This is a genomic window from Nocardioides sp. S-1144, assembly GCF_005954645.2.
Taxonomy (GTDB): domain Bacteria; phylum Actinomycetota; class Actinomycetes; order Propionibacteriales; family Nocardioidaceae; genus Nocardioides; species Nocardioides dongxiaopingii.
Window position 1 is genome coordinate 4,148,618 of record NZ_CP040695.2, and the last position, 22,554, is coordinate 4,171,171.

16 protein-coding genes are annotated in these 22,554 nt (G+C 73.7%); 4 read left to right on the forward strand and 12 right to left on the reverse strand.

What is annotated here, in order from left to right:
- Window positions 1-86 precede the first annotated feature (86 nt).
- Genes FE634_RS19585 through FE634_RS19595 form a run of 3 tightly spaced genes read left to right on the forward strand, consistent with a single transcriptional unit; the run spans window position 87 to window position 5,573 of the window.
- The gene (locus tag FE634_RS19585; RefSeq protein ID WP_148240900.1) at window positions 87-1,913 is read left to right on the forward strand and encodes an ATP-binding protein; all 1,827 of its coding nucleotides are present in this window, start codon (window positions 87-89) and stop codon (window positions 1,911-1,913) included.
- Window positions 1,906-5,076 carry an eCIS core domain-containing protein gene (locus FE634_RS19590; protein WP_148240901.1) on the forward strand — a complete coding sequence of 1,057 codons (3,171 nt, stop codon included), beginning with the start codon at window positions 1,906-1,908 and terminating at the stop codon, window positions 5,074-5,076. The genes FE634_RS19585 and FE634_RS19590 overlap by 8 nt, the downstream gene beginning before the upstream one ends.
- Window positions 5,073-5,573, forward strand: a complete 501-nt coding sequence (locus FE634_RS19595; RefSeq protein WP_138876856.1) for a type III secretion system chaperone family protein — start codon at window positions 5,073-5,075, stop codon at window positions 5,571-5,573. Before FE634_RS19590 ends, FE634_RS19595 begins: the two co-directional genes overlap by 4 nt.
- A 146-nt stretch (window positions 5,574-5,719) precedes the next feature.
- Here FE634_RS19595 and FE634_RS19600 read toward each other — a convergent pair whose 3' ends face one another.
- The 3 genes from FE634_RS19600 to pdhA are packed head-to-tail and all read right to left on the reverse strand — an operon-like array spanning window position 5,720 to window position 9,356.
- Window positions 5,720-7,165 carry a dihydrolipoamide acetyltransferase family protein gene (locus tag FE634_RS19600; RefSeq protein WP_138876857.1) on the reverse strand — a complete coding sequence of 482 codons (1,446 nt, stop codon included), beginning with the start codon at window positions 7,163-7,165 and terminating at the stop codon, window positions 5,720-5,722.
- Between the two features lie 14 nt (window positions 7,166-7,179).
- A complete protein-coding gene (locus FE634_RS19605; protein WP_137294799.1) occupies window positions 7,180-8,175 on the reverse strand; it encodes an alpha-ketoacid dehydrogenase subunit beta in 996 nt (331 codons plus the stop codon).
- Complete coding sequence (pdhA, locus tag FE634_RS19610) at window positions 8,172-9,356, reverse strand: pyruvate dehydrogenase (acetyl-transferring) E1 component subunit alpha (RefSeq protein ID WP_137294800.1); 1,185 nt, start codon at window positions 9,354-9,356, stop codon at window positions 8,172-8,174. The genes FE634_RS19605 and pdhA overlap by 4 nt, the downstream gene beginning before the upstream one ends.
- A 242-nt stretch (window positions 9,357-9,598) precedes the next feature.
- Between pdhA and FE634_RS19615 the strand changes: the two genes are divergently transcribed.
- Window positions 9,599-10,048, forward strand: coding sequence for an SRPBCC family protein (locus FE634_RS19615; protein ID WP_137294801.1), 450 nt, complete (start codon window positions 9,599-9,601; stop codon window positions 10,046-10,048).
- A gap of 43 nt (window positions 10,049-10,091) precedes the next feature.
- Here FE634_RS19615 and FE634_RS19620 read toward each other — a convergent pair whose 3' ends face one another.
- The 9 genes from FE634_RS19620 to FE634_RS19665 all read right to left on the reverse strand — a co-directional run bounded on the left by FE634_RS19620 (window position 10,092) and on the right by FE634_RS19665 (window position 22,479).
- The gene (locus tag FE634_RS19620; RefSeq protein ID WP_138876859.1) at window positions 10,092-11,018 is read right to left on the reverse strand and encodes a cation diffusion facilitator family transporter; all 927 of its coding nucleotides are present in this window, start codon (window positions 11,016-11,018) and stop codon (window positions 10,092-10,094) included.
- A gap of 18 nt (window positions 11,019-11,036) precedes the next feature.
- Window positions 11,037-11,993 (reverse strand): glutathione S-transferase family protein, encoded by a 957-nt coding sequence (locus FE634_RS19625; RefSeq protein WP_138876860.1) that lies wholly within the window; start codon window positions 11,991-11,993, stop codon window positions 11,037-11,039.
- A 53-nt stretch (window positions 11,994-12,046) separates the two neighbouring features.
- On the reverse strand, window positions 12,047-13,078 hold the full coding sequence (locus FE634_RS19630) for a DUF2510 domain-containing protein (RefSeq protein WP_138876861.1): 1,032 nt from the start codon (window positions 13,076-13,078) through the stop codon (window positions 12,047-12,049).
- Between the two features lie 94 nt (window positions 13,079-13,172).
- On the reverse strand, window positions 13,173-14,177 hold the full coding sequence (locus FE634_RS19635; protein ID WP_138876862.1) for a zinc-binding metallopeptidase family protein: 1,005 nt from the start codon (window positions 14,175-14,177) through the stop codon (window positions 13,173-13,175).
- Window positions 14,174-15,085, reverse strand: a complete 912-nt coding sequence (locus FE634_RS19640) for an Rv0361 family membrane protein (RefSeq protein ID WP_187366762.1) — start codon at window positions 15,083-15,085, stop codon at window positions 14,174-14,176. The genes FE634_RS19635 and FE634_RS19640 overlap by 4 nt, the downstream gene beginning before the upstream one ends.
- Window positions 15,086-15,200: 115 nt before the next feature.
- A complete protein-coding gene (locus FE634_RS19650; protein WP_138876864.1) occupies window positions 15,201-15,722 on the reverse strand; it encodes a hypothetical protein in 522 nt (173 codons plus the stop codon).
- Between the two features lie 35 nt (window positions 15,723-15,757).
- Window positions 15,758-16,639: a transglutaminase family protein gene (locus FE634_RS19655; RefSeq protein ID WP_138876865.1), complete on the reverse strand. Its 882-nt coding sequence runs from the start codon at window positions 16,637-16,639 to the stop codon at window positions 15,758-15,760.
- A complete protein-coding gene (locus FE634_RS19660; protein ID WP_137294809.1) occupies window positions 16,636-19,155 on the reverse strand; it encodes a circularly permuted type 2 ATP-grasp protein in 2,520 nt (839 codons plus the stop codon). Before FE634_RS19660 ends, FE634_RS19655 begins: the two co-directional genes overlap by 4 nt.
- Window positions 19,156-19,182: 27 nt before the next feature.
- Window positions 19,183-22,479, reverse strand: coding sequence for a transglutaminase family protein (locus FE634_RS19665; RefSeq protein WP_148240902.1), 3,297 nt, complete (start codon window positions 22,477-22,479; stop codon window positions 19,183-19,185).
- Window positions 22,480-22,554: the final 75 nt, after the last annotated feature.

Here is a 22,554-nt window from a genome sequence, read left to right on the forward strand (position 1 = left end):
GCCGTCCGGGCGCCACCAGGTGGTGTCACCATCGAGGTTCCCCCCAGGCTTTGCGCGAGCGCGTGGCCGCCGGCAGGAAGGCCACCGTGACGACGGCGACGGACGCGACGAGCGCACCGGCTGCGTTCCTGCGCTTCGCCGACGCCGCGCTCGACTGGGCCCTCGGCGACCAGGACGACGACGCGGCGACCGCCCTCGCGCACGCCCGGGAGGACCTCGCCACCGACCCGACGGCCGAACCCGCCACCGACGGCTTCACCGCGCTCTGCGCCAACGCGGGCGCCGACGCGGCCGCGCGCGAGCTGCTCGCGATCCTCCTCGCCTGCGAGACCGACCTGACCCGGACCGCCCGCCTCGCGACCCTCACCGGGAGCGGCCGCCCGGGGCGGCTGACGCTCGGGGCCGCGGCGCGCCTCCTCGGCGGGGTCGGCGCGTGCGTGGCCGCGACCGGGCCGTCGTCCGCGCTGCGGCGGGCCGCGCTCGTCGGGCTGCTCGAGCACCAGGGGCCGTGGTCGACCACCGAGGTCGTGCTCGCCCCCAGCGTCGTCTGGGCCATCGGCGGCGACCAGTCGCCCGACCCCGACCTGCCGGTCGGCGCCTGGATGATGGAGGGCCCGCCGGGCGGGTCGACGTCCACGGCGGTCGAGGACGGGCTGGTGCTCGTGGCCGGGCCGGACCCGGTGCGCCGCCGCGCGCTGGTCGCCCAGCAGCGCGGCGCCGACGTCTACCTCGTCACGCCGGCCCCGACCACTCCCGACGGCTGGGCCGCCGTCGTCCGCGAGGCGACGATCACCGGCAGCGGCGTCCTGGTCGAGGTCGGCGACGACCTCCCGCCCGCCGGCCGCCAGTGGATCGACCGCGCCACCCACCTGGCCTGGGCGCTCTCCAGCACCGACGACATCCCGCTCGCCGAGCTGCCCGAGCGCCCGCGCGTCGAGCTGCGCGCCTCCGACGACGTCGTCACCGAGGAGGAGTGGCGCAGCGTCTTCGGGCCGGACGCCCCCCGCACCCACCGCCTCACCGCGCACCAGCTCGAGCAGGTCGGCTCCGCGCTGCCCGCCGTGGGCGGCGACCTCGACCTGGCGGTGCGCCGGCTGCTCGCCGGGCCGATGGGCCGGTTGGCCCGTCGCATCCGCCCCCGCAAGACGTGGGACGACCTCATCCTCAGCGAGCCGCGCGTCGACCAGCTCCGCACCGTCGTGGCCCGCTTCCGTCAGGCCGGCACGGTCTACGACGACTGGGGCGTCACCTCGGCGTCCGGTCGCGGCATCATCTCCCTGTTCACCGGCCCCTCGGGCACCGGCAAGTCGCTGGCCGCCGAGGTCGTCGCGCACACCCTCGGCCTCGACCTCTACCGCGTCGACCTCTCGTCGGTGGTGAGCAAGTACATCGGCGAGACCGAGCAGAACCTCGAGAAGCTGTTCGCCGCCGCCTCCGCCGGCAGCGCGGTGCTGTTCTTCGACGAGGCCGACTCGCTGTTCGGCAAGCGGTCCGAGGTCAAGGACGGCCGCGACCGCTACGCCAACCTCGAGGTCTCCTACCTGCTGCAGCGGCTCGAGAGCTACGACGGCGTCGTGGTGCTGGCGACCAACCTGCCGAAGAACATCGACGACGCGTTCCTGCGCCGCATCCACGAGGTCGTCTCGTTCACCCTGCCCGCCGTCGACGAGCGGCGCGCCATCTGGACCCACCACCTCGCCGACGGCGACATCCCGCTCGGCGAGCTCGACGTCGACCGGCTGGCCCAGCGCTTCGAGGTCGCCGGCGGCATCATCCGCAACGTCGTCGTCTCGGCGGCGTTCCGCGCCGCCGACGAGGGCACCCCCGTCACCATGGACCACCTGCTCGCGGCGCTCGCCGGCGAGTACAAGAAGCTCGGCCGCATGCTCAACCCGGAGGACTTCGATGCCTGACCACGACGCGCCCGCCAAGGCCGACCACCAGACGCTGGAGCGGGTGCCGGTGACCACCGCCGAGCCCGTGCGCCGGGTGATGACCGTCGGTGCCGCCGACGACCACGCCGAGCGCGACGCCGACCGGCGCGCCGACGACGCGCTCGGCTGGCTGGCCAGCCAGCAGCCTCTCGACCGGCAGGCGGCCGAGCCGCACGTGCACACCGCGGCCTGCGGCATCGCGCGCAGCCACGCACCGCAGCCCGGCACGGCGACGATCGGCTACGAGGGCGGCGACCTCGACGCCGGCACCCAGGGCGAGATCGAGAGCTCGGTCGGTGGCGGCGAGTCGCTCGAGACCCCGGTCCGCAGCACCATGGAGGCCGCGTTCGGCACCGACCTGGGCAAGGTCCGCATCCACCGCGGCGCCTCGGCGGCGAAGATCTCCCGCACGATCTCGGCCGAGGCCTTCACCACGGGCAACGACATCTTCTTCGCCGACGGCGCCTACGACCCGTCGTCCGCGCGCGGCCAGAAGGTCCTGGCCCACGAGCTCGGCCACGTGATGCAGGGCGGCGCCGCCGGGCTGCGCCGCAAGATCACCGCGACCGCCGGCGCCGCGCCCGCGCTGACCGGTGCGGCCGCGGCGAAGGCCGTCAAGGACGAGGCCGTCCGCAAGGCCAAGGAGGCCGAGCAGGCCAAGAAGGACGCCGCCGCGAAGAAGCGGGTCGACGACAAGAAGAAGGCCGACGAGGCGAAGGCGGCCAAGCTGGCCGCGGACAAGAAGGCCAAGGACGACAAGGCCGCGGCCGACCGTCAGAAGAAGGCCGAGGAGAAGAAGGCCCAGGACGAGCGGGCCGCCGCGGCGAAGGAGAAGAAGGCCGGCATCTCGGGCGGGCGCGCCGCCAACAGCGCCTCCGCCCAGGTGGCGAAGGCCGGCGCAAAGGTGCAGAACAAGGAGAACGCCGCGGTCGCGGCGACCATGAAGGCCGCGATGGAGGCCGGACCGGTGTCCACGCTGCCACCCGACCAGCTGGTCGAGTTCTGGGTGCAGGTCGAGTCCTGCCTCACCGCGGAGATGGAGGCGCGCACCCGCGTCTTCGACAAGCTCACCGACGGCTACACCAAGGACGTCGCCGACATGGCGCCCATCGAGCAGGCCGCCGAGCTCGAGGGCGCCAAGGTCTGGGACGAGGCACCCAAGGAGGTGCGCGCCTACCGGCCGTTGCGCTTCGACGAGTTCGACAAGGCGCTGACGCGGGCCAACCAGGCCGCCCAGGACGCCCGGGTCCGCCGCCAGGCGGACGCGGAGAAGGTCCGCACGACCAGCACCGTGCCGATGACGGGCAAGGAGGCGCACGAGCAGGTCAAGAAGCAGCGCGAGCAGGACCGGCTGGTGGCTCGCGCCAACGCCGCGTCCGGCGACGGCGGCAAGGCGCTCGCCGAGAAGGCGACGGCCGCCGGCGACGAGGCGGTCGCCCGGGCGGACGGCGTGACGTCGGGCGGCGTGACGGAGGCGCGCCTGCGGGCCGCGGCCGAGGAGGCGGTCAGGACCGACGCCTCCGGCCCGATGCTGGTCGACGAGCGCGACACCGTCGACACGCTCAAGAAGGTCTCCAACCCGCTCGGCAAGGGCACCAGCAAGGTCACCGAGTTCGGCCTGGCCGACGCCGGCACGATGAGCGAGACGGGCGCCGCCAGCGTCGGCGACCTGATGGACGGCAGCACCACCGGCGTCGGTGACGTGCTCGACATGGTCGGCAAGGTCATGACGCTGACCGCCACCATCGACGCGATGAAGAAGGGCACCGCCGACCGCGGCGCCAAGGTGACCCTCACCAAGGACGGCGTCGCGGTGCTGCTGAGCGCCGCCCAGGTCACCAAGACGACGCTGGCGACCATGGAGAAGGGCCTCAAGGCCTTCGACACCGGCAGCCCCGTCCTCGACCAGGTCGGCTCGGCCCTGCCGATCGTCGGCATCATCACCTCCAGCCTCGGCCTCATCCACACCGCGCTCGACGCGATCCCGACCTTCGAGCGGCACTTCTCCGGCGTCGCGGCCGTCGAGGAGGCGCTGCTGGGCAAGAACGCCCCGCTCGCCGCGGCGATGGACCGGATCAACTCGCGCACGGCCCAGATGATCGAGATGTCGACGTTCAAGATGGCCAAGCACGCCACGATGCTCGGGCTCAACATCGCCGAGGTGGCCTCCGCCGGTGGCTTCGGCATCCCGGCAGCCGCCAAGCTGACCATGAGCCTGGTCGACGTGCTGCACAGCGTCGGCCACGGGATCTACGACACCGTCAGCGAGTCCCAGTCCTCGACCGCGCTCAAGGGCTTCAACGTCGAGCACAAGGAGGGCGCCTCCCGCGACGTGCTCAAGCACGACATCGGCTCCGGCGTCCGGCAGCTCGTGCTGGCCGCCCAGGACGGGCTGCCCTACGCCCGCGCCACCCTCCTCGAGTACGGCATCAAGGCCGCCGAGATCGAGTCGATGGACTTCAACGAGCTCACCGACCAGGTGCTCAAGGGCCTGCAGGCCACCGGCGACCCGAAGACGGTCACCGAGAAGGTCAACAGCGCGGTCAAGACCGTCACCGACACCCTCGGCGTCTCCGCCGCGCCGGCCGGCACCCCCGCCGACGAGCGCGGCATCCTGCAGAAGGTGAGCGACGGGATCAAGTCGGTCAAGAAGGGCATCACGGACAACTTCGACGACGCCCGTCAGCTGGTGGAGGCGAAGAACGCCGACAACCACAACGGCAAGTCCGACCGCGGCACCGGCTCGAAGCTGTACTACGCGATGCGCGGCGCGAAGGACAACGAGAAGTCGCTCGACAAGGTCCGCACCAGCATGACCGACAAGGCGAAGGCCAAGGGCACCACCGTGCCCGAGGCCCTGCTGCCCCGCTCCTCCGCGGACCGCAAGCAGCAGGCCGAGACCGCGGCGGCCCAGGCCAAGGGCCCGGACGCCGGCATCTCCGGGCCGGTCGCGCTCGAGAACGCCTGGGTCAAGCAGATCACCACGATGACCACGCCCGAGCTCGCGGCCTACTTCGGCCAGTTCGACGTCAGCCGGCAGAACGACCCGGTCGTCAAGGCCAAGCTCACCTTCATCGAGGGCGAGGTCGCCAACCGCATCCGGCGGGCCGAGGAAGAGCACGCGAAGAAGCCCCAGAAGTGACCGACCCCCTCCACGCGGCCGCCGGCCGGGTCTACCAGGGCTGGCCGGCCGCCGAGAGCTCCGACGGGCTCGGCTACACCATCGACGTCACCGGCAGCGACAGCTCGTGGACGGCGGTCGCGATCACCGACGACGCAGGACTGGTGTTCTGCATCTACTCCTACTCGCCCTTCGACGTGCCGGCCGAGGACGCCGAGGCGCTGGCCCGGATGTCGGAGTTCGTCGACCGGGTCAACCACGGCCTGGTCCCCGGGACGTTCGAGCTCGACCGCGACACCGGGGAGGTGCGGGTGCGCTCGGGCTACGAGCTGGGCACGCTGCCGCCCACCCTGACCCAGGACCCGGACTTCCTGGAGACCGTCGTCCGCGACCTCTCGGCGGCCAACGTCGGGCTGATGGACCGCTACGTCACCGGCCTCGCCGCCGTGCTCCTCGGGCACGTGCCGGTCGCCGAGATCATCCGCGACATCGAGGCCGCCGACTCGCTGACCACCTGAGGACGGGTCAGCGCGCGATCCTCGCTGACCCGTCAGTGATCGTCGACGGGTCAGCCCGCGATCCTCACTGACCCGTCAGTGATCGTCGACGGGTCGGCGCGAAATCCTCTCTGACCCGTCAGTGATCACTGACGGGTCAGCGGGGCTCAGAACAGCAGGGCCGAGGCCGGGTCCTCGAGGATGCCGGCGACGTCGGCGAGGAAGCGCGAGCCCTTCTCGCCGTCGATGTGGCGGTGGTCGAAGCTCAGCGCGAGCGTGGTGACGTGGCGGACGGCGATCTCGTCGACGCCGTCGCGCGTCACCACCCACGGCTGCTTGCGGATCGCGCCGAAGCAGAGGATCGCCGACTCGCCGGGGTTGATGATCGGCGTGCCGGCGTCGACGCCGAACACCCCGACGTTGGTGATGGTGAAGGTGCCGCCGGCCATGTCGGCCGGCTGCGTCCTCCCGTCGCGCGCGGTCGCGGTGAGGTCGCCGAGCGCCCCGGCGAGCTCGGGCAGCGAGAGCCGGTCGGCGTCCTTGACGTTCGGGACGACGAGCCCCCGCGGCGTGGCCGCGGCGATGCCGAGGTTCACGTAGTGCTTGAGGACGACCTCCTGGGCGGCCTCGTCCCAGAAGGAGTTGACCTCCGGGGTGCGGCGCACCGCCAGCAGGACCGCCTTCGCCAGCACCAGCAGCGGGTTGATCCTCACCTCGCGCAGCTCGCGGCGCTGCTTGAGCCGGGCCACCAGCTCGACGGTCGCGGTGGCGTCGACGGTGACCCACTCGGTCACGTGCGGCGCGGTGAAGGCCGACTGCGTCATCGCGCCGGCCATCATCTTGCGCACGCCCTTGACCGGCTCGCGCGTCTCGCGGACGCCGGCCGCGAGGCTCGTCGACATGACCGAGCTCGGCCCCGGGTCGACCGCGCCCCGGTAGGTCGTCCCCGCGGCGGCGTCCTCGACGTCCGCGCGGGTCACGGTGCCGTTCGGCCCGGACGTCGCGCAGGTGGCGAGGTCGACGCCGAGGTCCTTGGCGAGCTTGCGCACCGGCGGCTTGGCCAGCACCCGGACGTCGGCGGGCTGGGCCACCTCGGCCGCACGGGCCGGGACGGCGTCCTCGAGCTCGGCCGCCTCGACCAGCGGCGAGGCGAGCCCGGTCTCGAAGGAGGCCTGGGTCTGGATGTGGGTGGCCAGCGAGCCGCTGGCGACCTTGCGCGCCCGGCGGATCGGCCCGCGGTCGGCCTTGTTGCGACCGACCAGGCTCTCGCCCTCGCCGCCGCCGCTGGCGGCGGGGTTGGAGAGGTCGATGACCATGTCGCCGGGACCCGGCGGAGGGGCGTCGGGCGGGGTCGGGTCCTCGGCGGCGTCGGCCAACGCGGGCTCGCCGATCCGGATGATCGGGGTCCCGACGGCGACCATCTCGCCCTCGGGCACGAGCAGGGCGGTGACCTCGCCGGCGTAGGGCGACGGCAGCTCGACGAGCGACTTGGCGGTCTCGATCTCCACGACGATGTCGTTGATCGCGATGACGTCGCCGACCTTGACCTTCCAGGTCACGATCTCGGCCTCGGTGAGGCCTTCGCCGACGTCGGGCAGGAGGTACTCGGGCATGGGGGTCTCCTGGCCTAGAAGTCGAGGGAGCGGTCGACGGCGTCGAGCACCCGGTCGAGGTCGGGGAGGAAGTCCTCCTCGATCCGCGACGCCGGGTAGGGCGTGTCGAACCCGCCGACGCGGAGCACCGGGGCCTCGAGGGAGTAGAAGCACTCCTCGGTGATCCGGGCGGCGAGCTCGGAGCCCAGGCCGAGGTTGACGTGCGCCTCGTGGACGACGACGGCCCGGCCGGTGCGGCGCACGGACTCGTGCACCGGCGCCATGTCGAGCGGGGAGAGCGTGCGCAGGTCGATGACCTCGAGCGAGCGGCCCTCGGTGGCGGCGGCCTCGGCGGCCTTCATCGCGGTCTTCACCGTCGGCCCGTAGGCGAGCAGCGTGGCGTCGGTGCCACGGCGCACGACGCGGGAGGTGAACAGCGGCGCGACGTCGGCCAGGGTCTCGGAGTCGTCGAGCTCGGCCTTGTCGGCGTGGTACTGCCGCTTCGGCTCCAGGAAGATCACCGGGTCGTCGCAGGCGATGGCCTGCTGGATCATCCAGTAGCCGTCGACGGGGTTGGAGCAGGCGACGACCTTGAGTCCCGGGGTGTGCGCGAACTGCGCCTCGGGCGACTCGCTGTGGTGCTCGACCGCGCCGATGCCGCCACCGAACGGGATCCGGATGACGATGGGCATCTTGGTGCGGCCCTTGCTCCGGTAGTGGATCTTCGCGACCTGGCAGACGATCTGGTCGTAGGCCGGGTAGACGAAGCCGTCGAACTGGATCTCCACCACGGGGCGGTAGCCGCGCATCGCCATGCCGACCGCGGTGCCGACGATGCCGGACTCGGCGAGCGGGCTGTCGATGACGCGGTCCTCGCCGAAGTCCTTCTGGAGGCCGTCGGTGATGCGGAAGACGCCGCCGAGCTTGCCGACGTCCTCGCCCATGAGCAGGACCTTCGGGTCGTCCTCCATGGCCTGGCGCAGGCCCATGTTGAGGCCCTTGGCGAGGGTGATCTTCTGGGTGGCGCTCATGCGTGTGCTCCCTCGAACGAGGCCTGGTAGGCCGCGAAGCCCTCGCGCTGGAGGCGCAGCTCCTCGGTCTCCTCGGCGTAGACGTGCTCGAAGATGGCCGAGGGCAGCGGGTCGGGCATCGCCTTGCAGCCCTCGCGCAGCGTGTGGCCCAGGTCGTCGGCCTCGGCGGCGATCTCCGCCATGAAGGTGTCGTCGACCAGGCCGTTGCGGCGCAGGTAGACCTCGACCCGGGCGATCGGGTCCTTGAGCTTCCAGCTCTCGACGTCGTCGGAGAGGCGGTAGCGGGTGGGGTCGTCGGTGGTGGTGTGCGCCCCCATCCGGTACGTGTAGGCCTCGACCAGGGTGGGCCCCTGGCCGTCGCGGGCGCGCTGCAGCGCGGCCTGGGTGACGGCGTAGGTCGCGAGGACGTCGTTGCCGTCGACGCGGACGCCGGGGAAGCCGAAGCCCAGCGCGCGCTGGTAGAGCGGGATCCGGGTCTGGCGCTCGATCGGCTCGGAGATCGCCCACTGGTTGTTCTGGCAGAAGAACACCACGGGGGCGTTGTAGGAGGCGGCGAAGATGAACGCCTCGTTGACGTCGCCCTGGCTGCTGGCGCCGTCGCCGAAGTGGGCCACGACGGCCGCGTCGCGCTCGGCGTCGCCGGTGCCGACGTCACCGTCGCGCTGGATGCCCATCGCGTAGCCGGTGGCGTGCAGCGTCTGGGCGCCGATGACGATCGTGTACTGGCCGAAGTTCACCTCGGCGGCGTCCCAGCCACCGTGGTCGACGCCGCGGAAGAGCCCGAGGAGCTTGAGCGGGTCGAGCCCGCGGCACCACGCGACACCGTGCTCGCGGTAGGTCGGGAAGACGTAGTCCTGCGGGCGCAGGGCGCGACCGGCACCGATCTGCGCGGCCTCCTGGCCGAGGAGCTGGGCCCAGATGCCGAGCTCGCCGTGGCGCTGCAGGGCCGTGGCCTCGGTGTCGATGCGCCGGGTCAGCACCATGTCGCGGTAGAACCCGCGCAGCTGCTCGGCGGAGAAGTCCATGTCGAACTCCGGGTGGTGGACCCGCTCGCCCTCCGGGGTCAGGAGCTGGACCAGCTCGGGACCACCGGCACCCTGGCTGGGCCCGAAGACCTCCGCCAGGTCGGGGCCGAAGCCGGGGCCGTTCGCGGTGCTGCTCGCGTCGGGGGGTGCGTTCATGGCTGCTCCTTCTCGTCGCCCGGCGGACGGGGTCTCCGTCGCCGGGTGCCTGGGCTTCGCCGGTGTGCCTGCGGGTCGGTCCGCAGGGGTGGCGCGGCTGTGACCCGGGACACAGTCCGGACGAGGAGAACCTACCGTCGTCCTGGTCGACGCCGCCAATCACACCCCCACCCGGGGACCCGCCGGCCCGGCGCGCCTGGTCGGGTGAGGACCGGGGTGGACGACGTCCCTAGGCTGGCGGCATGGGTTCGAGGAGCAGGTCCGCCGGCACGACGATCGCCGCCCCGCCGTCCGTGGTGTTCGCGATCCTCAGCGATCCGCGCCAGCACACCCGGATCGACGGGTCCGGCACCGTGCGCGCCTCGGTCTCCGGTCCGGAGCGCCTCGAGCTGGGCTCGGAGTTCGGCATGGACATGAAGAACGGCGCGAAGTACAAGATCAGGAACAAGGTCGTCGAGTTCGAGCCCGACCGGCTGATCGCCTGGCGCCACATGGGCAAGCACCGTTGGCGCTACGAGCTCACGCCCACCAACGGCGGCGGGACCCAGGTCGTCGAGACCTGGGACCTCTCGCACTACGACCCCGTCTCCCGCGCCGCACTCAAGGCGCTGTTCGGCTCGCGGACGCAGAAGGCGCTCGACGAGACCATGGTCAAGCTGAAGGCCGCCGCCGAGGCCGACGCCGCCGGCTGACCCGACCGCGGCGCCCCCCGGGGCTCTCCTTCGGGTCACGTCGTCAGGAGCCGTGCAGCTCGCCGAGGTCCTCGTGGGCCTCGTGGGAGACCGGCTCGACCTGGAAGGTCGCGTGCCGGACGTCGAAGTGCTCGGCCACGCACGCACCCAGCTCGTCGAGGATCGCGCCGACCCCGCGGGCGGCGAGGGCCTCGTCGGTGACCGTCACGTGCGCCGACAGGCTGGGGATGCCGCTGGTGATCGTCCAGGCGTGCAGGTCGTGGACGTCGACGACGCCTGCGACGTGCCGCAGGTGGTGCCCGACGTCGTCGAGGTCGAGGCCGTTCGGCGCGATCTCGAGCAGGACGACGGCGGCGTCGCGCGCGAGCACCAACGACCGCGGCAGGATCATCGCGGCGATCACCAGTGAGGCGACGGCGTCGGCCTGCAGCCAGCCGGTCACCCAGATGACGACGCCGGCGACCACCGCGAGCACCGAGCCGAGCAGGTCGGCGTAGACCTCGTAGAGCGCGCCGCGCATGTTGAGGGAGTCGGTGTCGCTGCGGTTGAGGATCGCCATCGACACCGCGTTCGCCACGAGACCGACGGCGGCGAAGAGCACCAGCCCGCCGGCGTCCACGTCGGCGGGGTCGAACAGCCGGCCGACCCCCGCCCACACCAGGTACCCGCAGACACCGAGCAGCACCAGCGCGTTCAGCAGCGCCGCCAGCACCTCGGCGCGGTGGTAGCCGAACGTGGAGCGCCGCCCGGCCGGCAGCGAGGCGACGTAGGACGCGCCGAGCGCGAGCAGGACGCCGCCGGCGTCGGTGGCCATGTGCGCGGCGTCCGCGAGGAGCGCGAGGGACCCGGTGAGCAGCGCACCGACGACCTCGACGACCAGGACGCTGGCGGTGACGGCGAGCACCCAGCGCAGGCGACGGCGGTCCGCCGCCCGCCCCGCGGCGTGACCGTGACCGTGCCCGTGTCCCATGGCTCCAGCGTAGGAGGGTCAGCCCCGGCCGTGCGGCTCCAGCCAGACGGCGGGATCGGGGCCGGCCGGGACGATGCCGGACGGGTTGATGTCGCGGTGCACGACGTAGTAGTGCTGCTTGATCTGCTCGAAGTCGATCGTGTCGCCGAAGCCGGGCGTCTGGAACAGGTCGCGCGCGTAGCCCCACAGGTTCGGCATCTCGGTGAGCTTCTGCCGGTTGCACTTGAAGTGCCCGTGGTAGACGGGGTCGAAGCGGGCCAGCGTCGTGAACAGCCGCACGTCGGCCTCGGTGATCGCGGCGCCCATGAGGTAGCGCCGGGTGCCGAGTCGCTCCTCGAGCCAGTCGAGCGCGGTGAACAGCCGCTCGTAGGCGGCGTCGTAGGCCTCCTGCGACCCGGCGAAGCCGCAGCGGTAGACGCCGTTGTTGACCTCGGTGAAGACCCGCTTCATCACGTCCTCCATCTCCTCGCGGAGGTCGACGGGCCACAGGTCCGGCGCGTCGGCGCGGTGGAACTCGCGCCACTCGTGGAAGAGGTCGTGGGTGATCCACGGGAAGTCGTTGGTGACGAGCAGGCCGGTCGACTCCTCGACCACGGCCGGCACGGTGATGCCGCGGGGGTAGTCCGGGAAGCGCTTGAGGTAGGCCTCCTGGAGCCGCTCGATCCCGAGCACCGGGTCGCGCCCACCGGGGTCGAGGTCGAAGGTCCACGACCGGGCGTCGTGCGTGGGGCCGGGCAGACCGAGGGAGATGACGTCCTCCAGGCCCAGCAGGCTGCGCACGATGATCGAGCGGTTCGCCCACGGGCAGGCCTTGGCGGCCACCAGCCGGTAGCGGCCGGGCTCGACGGGCCAGAGCTCGCCCTCGACCGGTCCGTGCTCGGGACGCCGGGCGTCGCGGGTGATGCGGTCGGGCACGTAGTTCATGTCCCGGTCGAAAGCCTTGCCCTGCTCGACGTAGGTCCCTTGGTCAGCCATGCGCCCAATCTACGGGCGCCCCCGCCACTCCTCGGGGTGGGCCCGACCCCGGCTCAGGAGGTGCTCGCGACCTTCCAGTCGCCGTCCTCCTTGACGAGCTCGACGGTGGCGTCGTCCTCCTCCTCGAGCTCGTCGGTGCCGTAGGCGTCGCGGAAGCCGTCCGGGTCGTCGCCGGTGTACTTGGACTTCACGGTGCCCTTGACCGTGGCCTCGTCGCCGTCCTCCTCGACGTCCTCGACGTCGAAGTCGAAGTCGATGTCGTCCTGGAGGGCCTGGAAGTCGCCGCCGAACTCCTCGAGCTGGGCCTCGACCTTGTCGGCGTAGTCGCCGCAGTCGCTCGCCTCGAGGTTGTCGAGCAGCTCCTGGCGCGGCTCCTCGGCCGTCAGCTCGCAGACCTCCTCGGAGTCACCCTCGACGCTGGCCTCGAAGTAGTCCTTCGCGGCACCCTCCGGGCCCCCGCCGCCGAGCACGACGGTGAGGAGGAGGACCACCACGACCAGCAGCAGGGCCGCGCCGCCGGCGATGATCGCGATCAGCTTGCCCTTGCCGCCGCCCGACGAGGACGCCGGGAGCTGGTTGCCCCAGGCCGGCTGCTGCCCGTAGCCCTGCTGCCCGTAACCCTGCTGGCCGTACCCGGGCTGCTGGCCGTAGCCCTGCTGGTCATAGCCCGGCTGCTGGCCGTACCCGGGCTGCTGCCCGTAGCCCTGCTGGCCGTACCCGGGCTGCTGGCCGTAGCCCTGCTGGCCGTACCCGGGCTGCTGGCCGTAGCCCTGCTGGCCGTAGCCCTGCTGCTCCGGCTGGGCGGGCTGGCCGTGCTCCGGGGTGGCCGGCGAGGACCCGCCGGCGCCCTTGTCGAGGTTGGGCGTCGCCGACGAGGACGACGGCCCGCCCCCGAGCCCGGCCGCGGGGTTGAACCGGGTCGGCTCGCTGTGCGGGTCGCTCGCCGGCGCCGGCTCCGGCTCGGCCGGCTGGGCGGGCTGCTGGTCGCCACCCTGGGTGTGCTCGGTCCACTGCGACCCGTCCCACCAGCGCTGGGCACCCTGGCCGTCGTCGTACCAGCCCGGGGGCGTGCTGCCGTGGGTCATCGGGGTCTCCTCGCGGGTCGGGACGGGGCCGGGACGGCGCCGTCGTCCAGCCGGCGCATCATGTCACGCACGGCACCGGGTCGAGCCGGACCGGTCAGCCGTCGAGCGGCAGCAGGCCGGCCACGAAGTCGAGCTTGTCGAGCACCGGCGGCGCGATGACGAAGGGGTAGACGTCGTCCTTGCCCATCGAGCGGTTGATCTGGTTGAGGGCGATCGAGAGCGGCACCCAGACGCCGGTGACGACGTCGCGGAACTGGGCGAAGGCACCCACCGCGGCGATGGTCAGCAGGCCGTACTCGCGGGCGGTCTCGACGGTGTCGGCGATGTGGAGGAAGTGCGCCCACGTCTCGGCGAAGTCCTCGAACGGGTGCATCGTCGCGTAGGTCGAGATGTAGGACTCCTCCCACCCCGGCGGCGGCCCCTCGTCGTAGTGGCGCTGGAGCTCGGCCTGGTAGTCGACCGACTCGTCGCCGAACAGCTCGCGGCACCGGGCCATCAGCTCGTCGCCGCGGACCAGCTGCCACTCGGCGTAGTGGCCGAACTCGTGGCGGAAGTGCCCCAGCATCGTGCGGTACGGCTCGGCCAGCTGGGCGCGCACCTTCTCGCGGTGGGCGTCGTCGCTCTCGGCGAGGTCGATGGTGATGACCCCGTTCTCGTGCCCGATGACGACGTTCTCCTCGACGCTCGAGAGCAGGTCGAAGGCCAGGCCGTTCTCGGGGTCGCCGCCCCGGGCGGGGTCCTTGCCGACGACCTTCATGCCGAGGGTGTCGAGCTCGACCAGGAGGTGCCGCTTGGCCTGCTCGGCGGCCGGGAAGTGCTGCAGGCCGACGACGTCGTCGTCGCTGGGCCGGGTCCGGGTCAGGTCACAGCTCGAGCACTGACCGCCCTGCAGCGGGGCCAGCCAGGCGCACCCCGACAGGTTCAGGTTGGCGCAGACGTGCCAGACGAGCCCGGTCGCGTCGACGTACTGGCCGGTCGCGTCGACCGGGACGAGGGCACGCTCGGACCGGGAGAAGCCGAGCGCCGTCCCGCACGACACGCACACGGTGTTCTCGAGGTGGAGGGCGTTGTCGCAGACGCGACACCGGAAGGCCTTCACTCGGTCGGGAAGTCGGTCGGGAAGTCGGTCGGGAGATCGGTGAGGAAGTCGGTCGGGAAGTCGGTCGGGAACTCGCTGAGGAACTCCGAGGGGAAGTCCGAGGGCAGGTCGCTCAGGAAGTCCGACGGCAGGTCGGTCGGCAGGTCGGTCGGCACGTCCGACGGGAGGTCCGGGGTGACGCTGCCGGCCGAGGGGGCGTCGGCCGTGGGCTCCTCGCCGTCGCCGTCGAGGCTGCTGATCAGCCAGTCGCCGTCGACCTTCTCGAGCTCGAACGAGGCAGTCTCCTCGAACCCGCTGCTGGTGACCGTGACCGGCACCGTGGCGGTGTCGCCGTCGACGTCGGACTCGCCGACCTCGAAGTCGATGTCGTCGAAGGCCTCGGTGCCCTCGGTCTCGCACTCCTCGACGTCCTCGGCGGCGTCCCCGGTGGTCAGGGCGGCCGCGGCGTCGCAGTCGTCGTCCTTCAGCGCGTCGATGAACTCCTGGACGGTGTCGGCCGGGTCGGCGTCCTGCCCGCCGCCACCGCCGTTGTCGTCGTCGCCGCCGGTGAGCACCAGGATCAGGACGACGGCGACCACGGCCAGGGCCACGACCGCGCCGACGATGCCGAGGATCAGGCCGGTCTTCTTCTTCCTCGGCTGACCGCCGCCGGGGTAGGGCTGGGCGTGGTCGGCCTGGGTGCCGTACTGGCCGTAGCCCTGCTCGGTCGGGCCGTGGCCAGGCTGCTGGCCCGGGTACCCACTGGGCGGCGGGCCGCTCGGCGGCGGGCCGCTCGGCGGCGGGCCGCTCGGCGGCGGGGACGCCGGCGCGGACGGCGCCTCGCCGGGGGCGGCCCACTGGCCGCCGTCCCACCAGCGCTGACCGCCCTGGCCGTCGTCGTACCAACCCGGAGGGGGCGTGTTGTTCATGGGGGCTCCTGCAGGTGGGGTGGACGACGCGTCGACGCCACGGCGCACCGACCCGGTCAGTGTCCACCAGCGTGGCGGTCCACGGGAAGGTGGGCCCCACCCCCGAGGGGCCCCCTCAGCCGGTGCGGAGGGAGTTCAGCGCCCGTCGGACGTGCCCGATCGCGGCGTCGCCGGCCGCGTACCCCACCAGGTTGCCGGCCAGCAGGGCCTCGCTGCGGCGCTCGACGGCGGCCGCGGCGAAGACGGCGGGGTCCTCGGCGGCGAGGACCTGGGCCGAGGCGGGGTCGTCGAAGACCAGGACGACGGCCTCCCCGGTTCCGTCGGCGACGACGGCCAGCAGCCCGGCGACCGCGCCGGAGTCGAGGGCGTAGGCGTCGGCCTCGACGGAGGCGGGCGTGCTGGACGTCGCGCCCGACGATCCGGCGTCGGTCAGGGCGGCGGCGACCTGGTCGCCGGTGGCGGCGGCGGGCACGGCGGCCGCGAGCACCTCGACGCCGGCCGTCTCGAGCCCCGGGGCGTCGACCACGCTGGCCTGCGAGCCGTCGTCGACCGGGCCCTCCTCGCCGCCGCAGCCCTGCAGCAGGGCGAGGCCGAGCACGAGCGGGACGAGCAGGCGGGCGGAGCGGCGGACGAGCACCCCACCATCATGCCGGGGCACCCCGCGGCGCCCCGTCACGGCGCCTCGAGCGGGGCGACGTCGACGGCGACCCGCATCGTGGAGCGCCGCGCCTCGGTGAAGATGACGCCCTTGAGCGGGGGGACGTCGCCGTAGTCGCGGCCCCAGGCGACGGTCACGTGCCGGTCGCCGATCCTCTGGTCGTTGGTCGGGTCGACCGCGAGCCAGGTGTCGTCGCCGAGCCACACCTCGACCCACGCGTGGCTGGCGTCGGCGCCGACCAGCCGTGGCTGGCCGGCCGGCGCCTCCGTGGCCAGGTAGCCGCTGACGTAGCGCGCGGCGAGCCCGTGCCCGCGCAGGCAGGCCAGCATCAGGTGGGCGAAGTCCTGGCAGACCCCGGCCCGCGCGTCGAGGACGTGGGCCACGGTCGAGGTGACCGTGGTGGCGGTCCGGTCGTACTCGAAGTCGGCGTGCACGCGGTGCATGAGGTCGGTGACGGCCGCGCCGACGGGCCGCCCGGGGGTGAGCGAGGTGGAGGCGTAGGACGCCGCGGACGCGGGCTGGTCGACCAGCGGCGAGGCCAGGGCCACGTCGGCGGCCCGCCAGGCACCGGCGCGGGCCGGCTCCCGCACCGGGCGCAGCGCCTCCCAGGGCGTGCGCAGCGCCGCCTCGGGCACGTGCGGCGCCACGACGTCGACGTCGCCGAGGCCCTCGACCACCAGGCTGTCGTGCGGCTCGGTGAGCTGGAAGTAGGTGACGTGGTTGCCGTAGTGGTCGAGGTCCTCGCTGACGTCGCCCGGCGCGGGCCGGACGGCGACGGTGTAGCCCGACACCGCCTGCCACGGCAGCGAGCGCGGCACGAGGTGGGCGACGCCCAGGCTGTCGGTGACCGGCTCGTCGTAGGTGTAGGTCGTGGTGTGGCGCACGCGGTACCTCATGCGGTGGCCACCTCGAAGGAGTCGACGAGGTCGAGCGCCGCGAGCGGCCGCGGCGCCGGGCCGGTGGTCAGGTGCAGCTCGGCGACGGCGTCGGTGAGGCGCAGCAGCTGGCCCGTGCACTGCTCGAGGAACGCCGCGAGGTTCGGCCGGGCCTCGCCGCCGATGGCGACCAGGGTGGCGATGTCGGTGCCGGCGAGCTCGTCGCGCAGGTCGCCCGCGAGCCGCTCGGGGCGGCTCGACCCGGTGGAGGCCGGCAGCCGGGCCAGGTGCTCGAGGGTCCGGTCGAGGGCGAAGGCGAGCGAGCGCGGGTTGTCGGGGTCGGTGAGCAGCAGCTCGAGGACGCCGCCCGGGCGGACCGACCCGCGGTAGCGGCGGCGGTGCGTGACCGAGCTCTCAGCGGTCAGCAGGACGGCGTTGAGCACCTCGCGGTCGACGTCCATCCCCCGGCGGCGGGTCGTCGTCGGGGTCAGCAGGTGCACGACCTGGAGGGCGCGCTCGACCGACCGGCCGGCTCCGAGCATGTGCCAGCCGGGGTCGCGGATCATGCTCGCGGTGATGCCCTGCAGCGCCAGGATGCCGGTGAGCATCCGGCCCGCGGACTCCGCGACCTGGTGGCTGTGGGTGCTGCGCTGGAGCACCTCCGCCGCGCGGTCGATGGTGCCGAGGGCGCGCCACACGTCGAGGGAGAGCTGGTCGCGCACCCCGGAGCCGGCGCGTCGCAGTCCCTCCAGGGCGTGGGCCACCGAGCCGGCCCGGGCGCCGTCGAGCAGCACCGAGCGGAACTCCGCGTCGAGGTCGTCGAGCCCCGGCCCGGCGAGCCGGGTGACGGCGCCCATCATCACCTCGAGCCCGGCCGCACCGGTGGAGCGCGGGCGGTCGCGGAAGTCCTCGGCGAGGCTGTGCGCGGCGAGCACCAGGCGCAGGAGGTCCTCGGCGCGCTCGGCGTACCGGCCGAACCAGAACATGTCCGCCAGGATGCGCGGCACGGTGCCGGTGCTGGCCCGGTTGTGGGTCATCGGCAGCACGTCGACCAGCCCCTGGTCGGGCGCGCCCGGCTCGCTCTTGAGCACCCACAGGTCCTTGCTGCTCACCGACCGGCCCCCGTCGTCGCCGGAGGGCTCGACGACGGTGACCAGTCCCCCGACCAGCGGCCGGTAGGCCGAGCCGTAGCGCAGGGTGAAGGTCCGCAGCGTGAGCGGGCGGGCGGCGACCCGCCCCGGCGCCACCCACGTCGGCGCCTGGGACAGCGCCAGGCGCTCCTGCCCGACGAAGCGGTGCGGGGCGGCCACGAGCTGCTCGACCAGCGCGCCGCGCGGCAGGTCGGAGGGGCGGGACGCCGGCGCGTCGAGCGCCAGCACCGTCAGGTCGTCGAGGTGGTCCAGCACGTGCCCGAGCCCGTCGGGGTCGCCACACCACCAGGTCGGCACCGCCTCGAGCCGGAGCGGCTCGCCGAGCAGGGCCTCGCACATCGCCGGCATGTAGGGCAGCAGCCCGGGGTTCTCCAGGACGCCGGCACCGAGGCCGTTGACCACGCGGACCCGGCCGCGGCGCACCGCCTCGGCGAGGCCGGCGACGCCGAGCTGCGAGTCGCCGCGCAGCTCGAGGGGGTCGCTCCAGCCCGCGTCGACGCGCCGCAGGATCACGTCGACCCGCTCGAGGCGTCCGAAGACCCGCATCTGGACCCAGCCGTCGCGCACCACCAGGTCGCTGCCCTGCACCAGCGGGAAGCCGAGCGCGGAGGCGATGAAGGCCTGGTCGTAGGCCGTCTCGGACCGGCTGCCCGGCGTCAGGACGACGACGCGCGGGTCGGGCAGCTCGCCCTGGGCCGACTGCAGCAGCGCCGAGCGCAGCGCGCTGAAGAACGGCTCCATCCGGTGCAGGCCGGCCTCGCGGTACAGCTCGGGGAGCACCCGCGACAGCACCCGGCGGTTCTCCATCGCGTAGCCCAGCCCGGACGGCGCCTGGGCCCGGTCGCCGAGCACCCGCCACTCGCCGCGGTGGTCGCGGCCGAGGTCGGTCGCGGCCAGCACGAGCGGGCGCGGGTCGCGTGCCGAGGCCCGCGCCACGGGCCGCACGAAGCCGGGGTGACCCAGCACGACGGCCGGCGGCAGCACGCCCTCGGCCAGCAGCCGCTGCTCGCCGTACAGGTCGGCGAGGACGGCGTTGAGCAGCTCGGCGCGCTGGGCCAGCCCGACCTCCAGCCGGGTCCACTGCGCCGCGTCGAGGATGAGCGGCATCGGGTCGAGGCGCCACTCGGCGGGTCGGGCACCGCGCTCGCCGGCCCGGCCGGCCCGGGCGTAGGTGACGCCGTCGTCGGAGAGCGCGCGCCGGATGTCGTCGTCGAGGCGGCGCAGGTCCTCGGGCCGCAGCCCGACCGCGACCTCGGCCAGCCCCTTCCACGAGGGCCGCAGCGCGCCGTCGGGACCGACGACCTCGTCGTAGCGCCCGGACGCACCTCCCCCACCGTCGAGCGTGGGCTGGAGCACGCCGGCGGCGTACTCCCGCAGCACCGTCACGGCGCTAACCCTGACACGCGCGGGGGCTCAGGCCCTCCTGAGGTCCAGGGTGTGCGGGTACTCCTCCGAGGCGGCCGCCCGGCCGGCGCGGCGCAGCGCCGCGACGTCCAGGACGCCGGCGGTGTGGCCGTGCGGCTCGAAGCGGCTGGCCCGCCGCGCCTCGGCCTCGTGGGCGTTGACCGGCGGGGCGTCGTAGGAGCGCCCACCGGGGTGGACGACGTGGTAGGTCGCGCCGCCGAGACTCACCCCGGCGCCGCCGTCCTGCACCGCGACGACGTCGAGGCGCAGCGGGGCGTGCACCTCGATGCTCGGGTGCAGCGCCGACGAGGGCTGCCACGCGCGGTAGCGGACGCCGGCGACGTGGCCGCCCGCGTGCCCGGCGCCGGCCGGGGTCAGCGGGAGGGGCACGCCGTTGCAGGTGACGAGGTGCCGCGCCGGGTCGTAGCCCCGGACGGCGACCTGGAGCCGCTCGACCGAGCTGTCGACGTAGCGGGCCGTGCCGGTGCCGGTGGCCTCCTCGCCGAGCACGTGCCACGGCTCGATCGCCTGCCGCAGCTCGACCTCGACGTCGCCGGCGCGGGTGACGCCGATGCGCGGGAAGCGGAACTCGACGAAGGGCGCCAGCCACTCCTCCTCGAAGGCGATCCCGGCCGCGCGCAGGTCGGCGACGACCTCGGCGACGTCGGCCGCGGCGCCGTGCGGGAGCAGGGCGTCCTCGTGCAGGCGGGTGCCCCAGCGCACGAGCGGCGCCCGCAGCGGCTGCTCCCAGAACATCGCGACCAGGCTGCGCACCAGCAGCGCCTGGACCAGGGCCATCTGGGCGTGCGGCGGCATCTCGAAGCCGCGCAGCTCGAGCAGGCCGAGCCGGCCCCGCGAGGAGTCGGGGCTGTAGAGCTTGTCGATGCAGAACTCGGCGCGGTGGGTGTTGCCGGTCAGGTCGGTGAGCAGGTGGCGCAGCGCCCGGTCGACCAGCCAGGGCCGCGGCTCGAGGCCCTCGTCGCGCTGCTCGCGCACCAGGCGCTCGATCTCGGCGAAGGCGATCTCCATCTCGTAGGCGGCCTCGGGCCGGCCCTCGTCGAAGCGGGGTGCCTGCGACGTGGGACCGACGAACCGGCCGCTGAACAGGTAGGACAGCGCCGGGTGCCGCTGCCAGTAGGTGAGCAGGCTGACCAGCAGGTCGGGGCGCCGCAGCAGCGGGCTGTCGACGGGCACGCGTCCGCCGAGGGTGAGGTGGTTGCCGCCCCCGGTGCCGGTGTGGGTGCCGTCGAGGTCGAACTTCTCGGTGGTCAGGCCGGCGCGGCGGGCCTCGTCGTACAGCGTGGTGGTGAGGTCGCGCTGCTCGGCCCAGCTGGTCGTGGGCTGCACGTTGACCTCGATGACGCCGGGGTCGGGCGTGACGACGAGCTGGGTCAGCCGCGGGTCGGGCGGCGGGCCGTAGCCCTCGAGCACGACCGGGCAGCCGATCCGGCGGGCGGCCACCTCGACGAGCCGGAGCAGGTCGGCGTAGTCGTCGAGCCGCTCGGTCGGCGGCAGGAAGACGTGCACGTGGCCGTCGCGGGCCTCGACGGCGAGCGCCGTGGTGGGCGCGTCCTCGGGGTCGACGACGCCCACGACCGGCACCCGCGGCTCCAGCGGCGGCCCGGCCTCGAGGTAGGACGCCGCACCGGGCGACGCCGGGTCGCGCCACGCGATCGCGTCGAGCGGCAGGCGCAGCCCGGCGGCCGACGTCCCGGGGAGCAGCACGAGGCGACCACGCCGGAAGGTCCAGGCCGGGCTGGTCCACTCCTCGCCGGGGACGAGCGGCAGCACCCACCCGGTCGGGGTGTCGACGGCGGCGTCGAGGACGCCGAGGCCGTGCGCGTCGAGCCTCTCGGCGGCGCCGTCGGGCCGGTCGCCGGCGGGTTGGCGGACCTCGGAGGCGAGCGCGGCCAACGGGTCCTCGTGGGCCGCCAGCAGGTGCTCGCCGGGCAGCCCGAGCACCCGCGTGATCCGGCGGGCCAGCGCCTCGGCCCGCTCGACGGCGACCGCTTCGTCGCCGGCCGTCGGGGCCGGACCCCACGGGTCGGACAGCAGCGAGGGGTCCTGCCAGAGCGGGACGCCGTCGGTGCGCCACTGGAGTGCGATGTTCCAGCGCGGCAGCGGCTCGCCCGGGTACCACTTGCCCTGGCCGCGGTGCACCACGCCGCCGCGGGCGTAGGTCTCGCGCAGGCGCTCGGCGAGGGTGCTCGCGAGCGCGCGCTTCTCGGGGCCGTCCGCCTCGGTGCTCCACTGCGCGGTCGTGGCGTCGTCGCGGCTCACGAACGTGGGCTCGCCGCCCATCGTGAGCCGCACGTCGCCGTCGGTGAGCCGCTGGTCGACGGCGGCGCCGAGCGCGTCGACGCGGGCCCACTGCGCCTCGGAGTAGGGCCGGGTGACGCGGGGGTCCTCGTGGACCCGGCGCACCTGGTTGTGGAAGGAGAAGGCGACCTCGACCGGGTCGGTGGCGCCGCTGATCGGCGCGGCGCTGCTCGGGCGCGGCGTCGCGCTGAGCGGGATGTGCCCCTCGCCGGCGAACAGGCTCGACGTCGGGTCCATCCCGACCCAGCCGGCGCCGGGCAGGTAGACCTCGGCCCAGGCGTGCAGGTCGGTGAAGTCGGACGTCGGCCCGGACGGACCGTCGAGGCCGACCATCGCGTCGGGGTCGGCGGTCAGCTGCACGAGGTAGCCGGACACGAACCGGGCGGCGAGGCCGTGCTGGCGCAGCAGCGCCACCAGGAGCCAGGCGCTGTCGCGGCAGCTGCCGATCCGCCTCGCCAGGGTCTCGTCGGGGGTCTGGACGCCGGCCTCCATCCGGACCGAGTAGGCGACCTCGCCGTTGACGGCGGCGTTCAGCCCGGCGAGGAAGGTGATGATCGGGGTGCCGTCACCCGGGTCGGGCTGCGGCTGCGCGCGGCGGAACGCCTCGGCCGCGCCGGCGTCCTCGACCGGGTGCAGGTAGGGCGCGAGGTCGGCCGCGAGCGAGTCCTCGTAGGTGAAGGGGAAGTGCTCGGCGTACTCCTCGACGAAGAAGTCGAAGGGGTTGATCACCATCAGGTCGGCGACGAGCCCGACGGTGATGTCGAGGGTCTTGACCTTCTCGGGGAAGACCAGCCGGGCGTTCCAGTTGCCGAACGGGTCCTGCTGCCAGTTGACGAAGTGGTTCCGCGGCTCGACGGTCAGCGAGTAGGCCTCGATCGGCGTCCGGGTGTGCGGGGCGGGGCGCAGCCGGACGACGTGCGGCCCGACGTGCACGGGTTCGGCGAAGTCGTAGGTGGTCCGGTGCTCCAGGGCGACCTTGATCGACATGCCCCCACCCTGCCCGGTCCGCGTTGCCGGGGGGTAACGGGTCCACGGCGACCGCCCCGACGTCCGCAAAGAATT

Excerpts from the sequence above, each read along its gene's own strand:
- FE634_RS19590 (WP_148240901.1), top strand. The coding sequence starts at position 1,906 with ATGCCTGACCACGACGCGCCCGCCAAGGCCGACCACCAGACGCTGGAG.
- FE634_RS19600 (WP_138876857.1), bottom strand. The coding sequence starts at position 7,165 with ATGCCCGAGTACCTCCTGCCCGACGTCGGCGAAGGCCTCACCGAGGCC.
- FE634_RS19605 (WP_137294799.1), bottom strand. The coding sequence starts at position 8,175 with ATGAGCGCCACCCAGAAGATCACCCTCGCCAAGGGCCTCAACATGGGC.
- pdhA (WP_137294800.1), bottom strand. The coding sequence starts at position 9,356 with ATGAACGCACCCCCCGACGCGAGCAGCACCGCGAACGGCCCCGGCTTC.
- FE634_RS19615 (WP_137294801.1), top strand. The coding sequence starts at position 9,599 with ATGGGTTCGAGGAGCAGGTCCGCCGGCACGACGATCGCCGCCCCGCCG.
- FE634_RS19620 (WP_138876859.1), bottom strand. The coding sequence starts at position 11,018 with ATGGGACACGGGCACGGTCACGGTCACGCCGCGGGGCGGGCGGCGGAC.
- FE634_RS19625 (WP_138876860.1), bottom strand. The coding sequence starts at position 11,993 with ATGGCTGACCAAGGGACCTACGTCGAGCAGGGCAAGGCTTTCGACCGG.
- FE634_RS19630 (WP_138876861.1), bottom strand. The coding sequence starts at position 13,078 with ATGACCCACGGCAGCACGCCCCCGGGCTGGTACGACGACGGCCAGGGT.
- FE634_RS19640 (WP_187366762.1), bottom strand. The coding sequence starts at position 15,085 with ATGAACAACACGCCCCCTCCGGGTTGGTACGACGACGGCCAGGGCGGT.
- FE634_RS19655 (WP_138876865.1), bottom strand. The coding sequence starts at position 16,639 with ATGAGGTACCGCGTGCGCCACACCACGACCTACACCTACGACGAGCCG.
- FE634_RS19665 (WP_148240902.1), bottom strand. The coding sequence starts at position 22,479 with ATGTCGATCAAGGTCGCCCTGGAGCACCGGACCACCTACGACTTCGCC.